Annotated in this window: 7 protein-coding genes; 1 reads left to right on the forward strand and 6 read right to left on the reverse strand. The window is 70.6% G+C overall.

Annotated elements, in window-relative coordinates; all coding sequences use genetic code 11:
- The 5 genes from C1I98_RS33225 to C1I98_RS33245 form a co-directional block, all read right to left on the reverse strand.
- On the reverse strand, positions 1 to 1,206 hold a 1,206-nt coding region (locus C1I98_RS33225), incomplete at its 3' end, for an FAD-dependent oxidoreductase (RefSeq protein WP_111171308.1).
- A gap of 158 nt (positions 1,207 to 1,364) precedes the next feature.
- Positions 1,365 to 2,012: a PH domain-containing protein gene (locus C1I98_RS33230; RefSeq protein WP_111171302.1), complete on the reverse strand. Its 648-nt coding sequence runs from the start codon at positions 2,010 to 2,012 to the stop codon at positions 1,365 to 1,367.
- Positions 2,009 to 3,094, reverse strand: coding sequence for an adenosine deaminase (locus C1I98_RS33235; RefSeq protein ID WP_111171303.1), 1,086 nt, complete (start codon positions 3,092 to 3,094; stop codon positions 2,009 to 2,011). Before C1I98_RS33235 ends, C1I98_RS33230 begins: the two co-directional genes overlap by 4 nt.
- 72 nt (positions 3,095 to 3,166) lie before the next feature.
- The gene (locus C1I98_RS33240) at positions 3,167 to 3,571 is read right to left on the reverse strand and encodes an AMIN-like domain-containing (lipo)protein (RefSeq protein ID WP_146607790.1); all 405 of its coding nucleotides are present in this window, start codon (positions 3,569 to 3,571) and stop codon (positions 3,167 to 3,169) included.
- Between the two features lie 332 nt (positions 3,572 to 3,903).
- Complete coding sequence (locus tag C1I98_RS33245) at positions 3,904 to 5,340, reverse strand: MFS transporter (protein ID WP_111171305.1); 1,437 nt, start codon at positions 5,338 to 5,340, stop codon at positions 3,904 to 3,906.
- Between the two features lie 86 nt (positions 5,341 to 5,426).
- On the opposite strand from C1I98_RS33245, the gene C1I98_RS33250 reads away from it, so the two are divergent.
- Positions 5,427 to 5,819, forward strand: a complete 393-nt coding sequence (locus C1I98_RS33250; RefSeq protein ID WP_233508400.1) for a MarR family winged helix-turn-helix transcriptional regulator — start codon at positions 5,427 to 5,429, stop codon at positions 5,817 to 5,819.
- 91 nt (positions 5,820 to 5,910) lie between these two features.
- Here the strand turns inward: C1I98_RS33250 and C1I98_RS33255 are convergent.
- Positions 5,911 to 6,662, reverse strand: a 752-nt coding sequence (locus tag C1I98_RS33255) for a zinc-binding dehydrogenase (protein ID WP_111171307.1), incomplete at its 5' end; no start/stop codon positions are given.

Here is a 6,662-nt window from a genome sequence, read left to right on the forward strand (position 1 = left end):
GGCGTGTTCGGGGCGCAGGCCGATGCCGATGAGGTAGGCGGGCACGAAGGACGCCTTCGGGAAGCGTCGCATCAGCCGCACGATCGGCTCGGGCGGGCCGGAGCGCTCCCCCTTGACGATCGGGTAGATCACCATGCGGTGCAGGGTGCGCTGCAAGGTCTGGACCGCGATGGTCGGCAGCAGCCGCCGCGTACGGACCCGGGCCAGCAGGGCCGGCGGCACCCCGCCGCCCCGGCGCAGCGGCCCGGCCAGCAGCGTGGCGGCGGCCACCGCGTCCTGGACGGCCAGGTTGATGCCGACCCCGCCGATCGGCGACATGGCGTGCGCCGCGTCGCCGATGCACAGCAGCCCCGGGCGGTGCCAGTGGCGCAGCCGGTTGAGCCGGACGTCCAGGTGCTTGACGTCGTCCATCGACTCGATCTCGTGCACCCGGTCGTCGAGCCATGGCATGGCCTCGACCAGTTCGGCGCGGAAGCGTTCGATGCCACGCGCCCTGATCTGCCGGTCGATGCCCTTCTTGGCGATGTAGGCCATCTGCAGGTGGGTCTCGCGCGGGATGACGATGATGAACCGTCCCTTGTCGGTGACGGGCGTCAGTGCCCCGGCGCGGTCCTGTGGGCTGCGCGGCAGCCGCAGCCACCAGGCGTCCAGCGGGACCGGGAACTCCTTGGGCGTCAGTCTGGCCTGCTCGCGGGCGATCGACCAGCGTCCGTCGCAGGCCACGGTCAGGTCGGCGCGAAGCTCCCCGGCCTGGCCGTCCGCGGTCCGGTACCGGACGCCGGCCACCCGCCCGGACTCCCGGATCAGCTCGGTCACCTCCGTGTTCATCCGGAGGCTGAAGCTGGACTCCTCCTTGGCGGCGTCGGCCAGCAGGGACAGGAAGTCCCACTGCGGGACCATCGCGATGTAGGGGTGGCGCACCTTGAGCCGGCTCAGGTCGCCGATGGTCAGCAGGTCGTCCCGGCCGATGGGGAAGCCGATCCGGCTGAACCGGCTATGCGGCAGCGCGGCGAACCGCTCGCCGAGGCCGAGCTCGTCGAGCAGTTGCAGGGTCGAGGGGTGTACCGTGTCGCCTCTGAAGTCGCGCAGGAAGTCGCCGTGCTTCTCCAGCACGGTCACCTCGACGCCCGCCCGGGCGAGCAGCAGGCCCAGTACCATCCCGGCCGGGCCGCCACCGATGATTGCGCAGGTCACGTGCTCGGACATGACCACCATCCGATTTCATCGACTGTTGAATAATTCGACTATCCGCCCTCTGACCCCTGTTCGTCAAGGTGGCGCTGGTCACATTCGGGCACGCCGAAAACAGCGCGCCGGTCCGGGCGCGCTGTCGGGGGTTATCAGGCGATCAGGCGATCAGGCGATCAGGACGCGACGACCGCCACGACCACGAGTACGGCGGCGGCCAGGCAGACCGCCCCGGCCAGCGCCGACCAGGTGGTGCGGATCGGCTGCGCCTCCGCGGCGGGAGACGGGTCGGCGTGCGCGGCCTTGAGCCTGGCCTTCCCCGCGCGTTCGGTGAGCTGGTCGGCGACGTAGTCGGCGTGCGTACGGCCCGCCATCGCGTCCACCGCCGACTGCTCCGCGGTGGTCGGCTTGGGCGTGATCGGCATCCCGCGCGAGCCCCGCGTGGAGGTGGGCCGGCCCGGCTCGGACCGGCGCAGCGCCGAGACCCGCTCACGGGCCGAGGACTGCGGCGTCCAGCAGCGGACGGTCTGCCCGTCGGCGTCGATTTGGATGGCGTGCGACACCTTGACCCCCGCGACGGACGCCCAGGGCACGAAGGTGTCCCGGAACGGGTTGCGGACCAGTACGCCGTCCTCGGTGAGCACGGTGGCCGGGCGCAGCGAGGTCACCACGATCATGGCGGTCAGCACGCCGAGCACCGCGGCGGCGACGAGCGACGGCGCCCCGTTGAACCGGACCACCAGATCGACGGCCATGACGGCGGCGAACACCACCCACACCCAGCCGAGCACCTGGGCCAGCCGGGACCGGTAGACCTGCTTCACTGTGCCTCTCCCGCCCACTTGAGCTTGGCGAACCCGGGTTTGATCTGCCCGTTGATGAGCGCCAGCCGTTCATCGAAGGGAATGAATGCCGACTTCATCGCGTTGACCGCGAACCACTGCAGATCATCCCAGTCGTATCCGAACGTCTCCACCAGCTTGACGAACTCCTGCGACGGCATGGTGTCGCTCATCAGCCGGTTGTCGGTGTTGACCGTGACCCGGAAGTGCAGCCTGCGCAACAGCCCGATCGGGTGCTCGGCGATCGACTTGGCGGCCCCGGTCTGGATGTTGGAGGTCGGGCACATCTCCAGCGGGATGCGCTTGTCGCGGACGTAGGCGGCGAGCCTGCCGAGCTTCGGCTCCCCGTCCGGCGACACCTCGATGTCGTCGATGATCCGCACCCCGTGGCCGAGCCGGTCGGCGCCGCACCACTGGATCGCCTGCCAGATCGAGGGCAGCCCGAACGCCTCCCCCGCGTGGATGGTGAAGTGCGCGTTCTCCCGTTGCAGGTACTCGAAGGCGTCCAGGTGGCGGGTGGGCGGGTAACCGGCCTCCGCCCCCGCGATGTCGAACCCGACGACGCCCACGTCGCGGTAGCGGACGGCCAGCTCGGCGATCTCCCGCGACCTGGCCTGCGTGCGCATCGCGGTGAGCAGCGACCTGACCTTGATCGGCCGCCCGGCCGAACCCTGCTCGAAGCCCTCGATCACCGCCTGGACGACCTCGTCGAGCGTCAGCCCGGCGGTGGTGTGCAGCTCGGGCGCGTAGCGGACCTCCGCGTAGACGACCCCGTCATCGGCGAGGTCTTCGGCGCACTCGGCGGCCACCCTGATCAGCGCCTCGCGGGACTGCATCACGCCGACCGTGTGGGAGAAGGTCTCCAGGTAGCGCTCCAGCGAGCCCGAGGCGCTGGCCTCGGCGAACCACGACCGCAGGTTGCCGGGGCCGGTCGTGGGCAGCCCGGCGTAGCCGGAGTCGCGGGCCAGGTCGACGATGGTCTCGGGGCGCAGGCCGCCGTCGAGGTGATCGTGCAAGAGGACCTTCGGAGCCTTGCGGATCGCGGCCGGGCTGGGCTGGTTCATCTCGCCATCTTAGGGTTCCGCCGCCGCCTGGCGCCCGGCGTGTCGTGTCCGGTACGTCGGACCGTGTCCGGGTCAGTGCGCCACGTCCACGACCAGCCGGGCCGGCTGTTTCTGCTCGAACACGCGGAACCCCGCCCGGTGATCGAGCACGATCCCCACCCCGACCACGCCCTCGAAATCGCCGGTCCTGACGACGTCGGTGACGTTGGCGAGCCCCGCGCGGAACACCGGGCCGCCCGTCCAGGTCAGGTCGCCGGAATCGGTGTGGGCGTTCGCCGGGCGCAGGCTGACCTGGAGATACGCGCCGCCCTTGACCGGGATCGGGTCGCCGCTGCCGTCCTGGACCAGGGATTTGGCCCACCGCACGGAGTAGCCGGGCACCGCGCCGGAAAGGTCGATGACCACCCGGTCGAAGCCGGGGTGCCCGGCGTACCGGACCCGCCTGACCAGCGCCGGGTCCATGCTCTGGCGGTCCACCTGGACCTCCTGGGTGGACGTCGGCGGGCTTGGGCCGGGTGTTTTGGACGTCACCGGCCCGGTGGACTGGGTGGTTTGAGGGGCTTCAGGGGATTTTGTGGGCTTTGGTGGGGTTTCGGGCCGGCTGGGCGCCACGGATGCGGAGGGCGAGGAGGAACCCTCGGCGTCCCCGCCCTGGCCGCAGGCCGTGAGCAGCATGAGCGCTATGAAGGGAATTGCGACTCGCGTGCCGTCCATAAGGCAGCCTCCTACGGTTCAGATACCCGCCTTCGGCCGCCATGGCACGGCTCCCGCGTTCCCTCTTCGGGGAGCACGGGAGCCGGCTGTCCCCCTCAGACGGTTTCGAGTACCTTCGCGTCGCCCTCCCCCTCCGAGACGACGGCCGGGCGGCGGGAGCGCAGGCCGGTGACCGCGATGAGCAGGCCGACCACGGCCAGCACGGCCGACACCACGATGGCCGCGCGGATGCCGGGGATGGACACGCCCGTCCCGCTGGACGTCATGACCGCGGTGACCACGGCCAGCACGATCGCCCCGCCGACCTGGCCGGAGGTGTTGAGCAGCCCGGAGGCCAGGCCCTGTTCGTCGTCCACCACGCCGTTGGTGGCCTGGATGTTCAGCGACGGGAACGACAGCCCGAACGCGATGCCGAGCAGCGTCATCCCGGGCAGGATCATGCCGCCCAGGCTGGGCGACGCGTCCACGCCGAGGAAGATCGCGTAACCTCCGGCCAGCGCGACCGCGCCGATCGCGATCAGCCGCTGGGTGCCGAACCGGTCGGCGAGGTCGCCCATCTTGGTGGAGGTGACCGCCACGATCAGGCCGGCGGGCAGGAAGGCCAGCGCGGTCTCCAGGGCCGACCAGTGGAGCAGGTTCTGGAAGTACTGCATGGCGACGAACTGGAATCCGACGTAGGAGCCGAAGAGGATCACCAGCCCCAGGTTGGCCCGGACGAGCGGCGCGGAGCGCAGGATGCCCAGCCGCACCAGAGGGTGCTTGATCCGGCGCTCCACCAGGACGAACGCGGCCAGCAGCAGGACCGCGACCCCCAGGGTCGCGATGGTACGCGGCGCGGCCCAGCCCACCTCCGGGGCCTCGACGACGCCGAAGACCAGCAGCAACATGGAGATCGAGATCAGGCCGGCGCCGAGCAGGTCGTAGCCGCCGGTGGCGCGCTCCTCGCCGGAATGGCGAGGCAGCAGCTTCAGCCCGGCGATCAGCGCGATGATCGCGACGGGGACCGGCATCAGGAAGGTCCACCGCCAGCCCAGCTCGGTCAGCAGGCCGGAGAGCACGAGTCCGAGCGAGAAACCGCTGGCGCCGCAGGCGGTGAAGATGCTGAGTGCCCGGTTGCGGGCGGGCCCCTCGTGGAAGGTCGTGGTGATGATGGACAGTGCGGCCGGAGCGGTGAACGCCGCGCTGATGCCCTTGACGAACCGGGCGACGATCAGCAGGGCGCCGTCGTCCACGATGCCCCCGAGCAGCGAGGCGACGGCGAACACGGCCAGGGCCACGAGGAACACCCTGCGGCGCCCGAGCAGGTCGGCGGTCCGGCCCCCGAGCAGCAGCAGACCGCCGTACCCCAGCACGTAACCACTGACCACCCATTGCAGGGACGAAGTGGTCATGCCCAGGTCGGCCTGGATCGAGGGCAGAGCGACTCCGACCATCGAGACATCAAGGGCGTCAAGGAAGATGACACCGCAGAGCACCGCGAGCGCGCCCCAAAGACGCGCATCCCAGCGCTCGCCAGTAGACGAGGGATGCATGCGGTCGAGATTACATGCAATCGCATCTAATGCAACAGCATTTAATGAGAGTGCATCTTATGTTCGCGCCTGGTACACTCCGGCGTGTGAGCGAGGAAGCGATCGTCGCCGCATGGCGGCAGTTGCTCGCGCAGCACGCCAGCACCTGGTGCGCACTGGAGCGCGAGCTAGGCGAAAAGCACGGCCTCGGGCCGAGCGAGTTCGAGGTCCTGGACCGCATGGTAGAGAGCGGCCACGACAAATTCCGGGTGCAGGAGCTGGCCGACGCGGTTCATCTCAGCCAGAGCGCGCTGTCCCGGCTCATCGCCAGACTCGAACGCGCCGGCCTGGTCGGCCGCAACATCTGCGAGGCCGACCGGCGCGGCATCTTCGTCTGCATCACACCGGAGGGCCGCGCACGCCATGCCGCCGCCCTGCCGACCCACCGGGCGGTCTTGGCGGCCACACTGACCCCGAGCACCCCCGCACTGGTCGAATGACCAGCGACGACCTACCGGACGCCCTTTAGAACGGTGGTCTAGAACGGTGGTCATCCGCGGCACGGTCAGGGCGGTAGGCCGCGCCGAGCCGTCAGACCATGAGCAGCGACTTACCGAGCGTGGCCCGCTCGGCGAGTGAACGGTGGGCGTCGGCGGCGCGTTCCAGGGGGTACGTCGCTCCGATCACCGGCGTGATCCGACCCTCCGCGGCCAGTGCCAGAGCCCGCGCGAGGGTGTCGCGGACCACGTCCGGCGGCGGTGGCCCGTCCATCAGTGCGTTGATCGCGCGTATCTGACGTTGTTCCGCGGCCTGCTGGTCGATCTGGGCGAATCCGCCGTTGGACGTCCCGTACGTGACGAACCTGCCACCCTTGGCCACCGTGCCGAACGCCACTCCCCCGAGTTCGCCGCCCGCGCCGTCGAAGGCCAGATCGACGCCCTCGCCGCCGGCCGCCTCGCGTACGCGCGCGTCCCATCCCTCCTCGGAGTAGTCCACCGCGACCTCCGCGCCCAACTCACGGGCCAGCCGTAGCTTGCGCTCACCGCGCGCCGCCGCGATCACCCGAGCCCCGGCGTCGCGGGCGAGCTGCACCAGCAGCGACCCCGCGCCTCCCGTCGCGGCGGTCACCAGCACCTGCTCCCCCTTGGCGATCTCGCCCTTGCCGACGAGCATGAGCGCCGTGGCGCCGTCGTGCAGTACGGCGGCGGCCTGCGGGAACGCCAGGCCGTCCGGCACCTCCACCACCTCCTCGACGGAGGCGGTCATCCGCTCGGCGTAGCCGCTCTGCCCCCTGGCCACGACGCGCTTGCCGACCCAGCCCGGGTCCACCCCCTCGCCCACCG

It is taken from the genome of Spongiactinospora gelatinilytica (assembly GCF_003236385.1).
Lineage (GTDB): Bacteria > Actinomycetota > Actinomycetes > Streptosporangiales > Streptosporangiaceae > Spongiactinospora > Spongiactinospora gelatinilytica.

Coding starts and splice junctions, on each gene's coding strand:
- C1I98_RS33235 (WP_111171303.1), bottom strand. CDS start 3,094: ATGAACCAGCCCAGCCCGGCCGCGATCCGCAAGGCTCCGAAGGTCCTC.
- C1I98_RS33245 (WP_111171305.1), bottom strand. CDS start 5,340: ATGCATCCCTCGTCTACTGGCGAGCGCTGGGATGCGCGTCTTTGGGGC.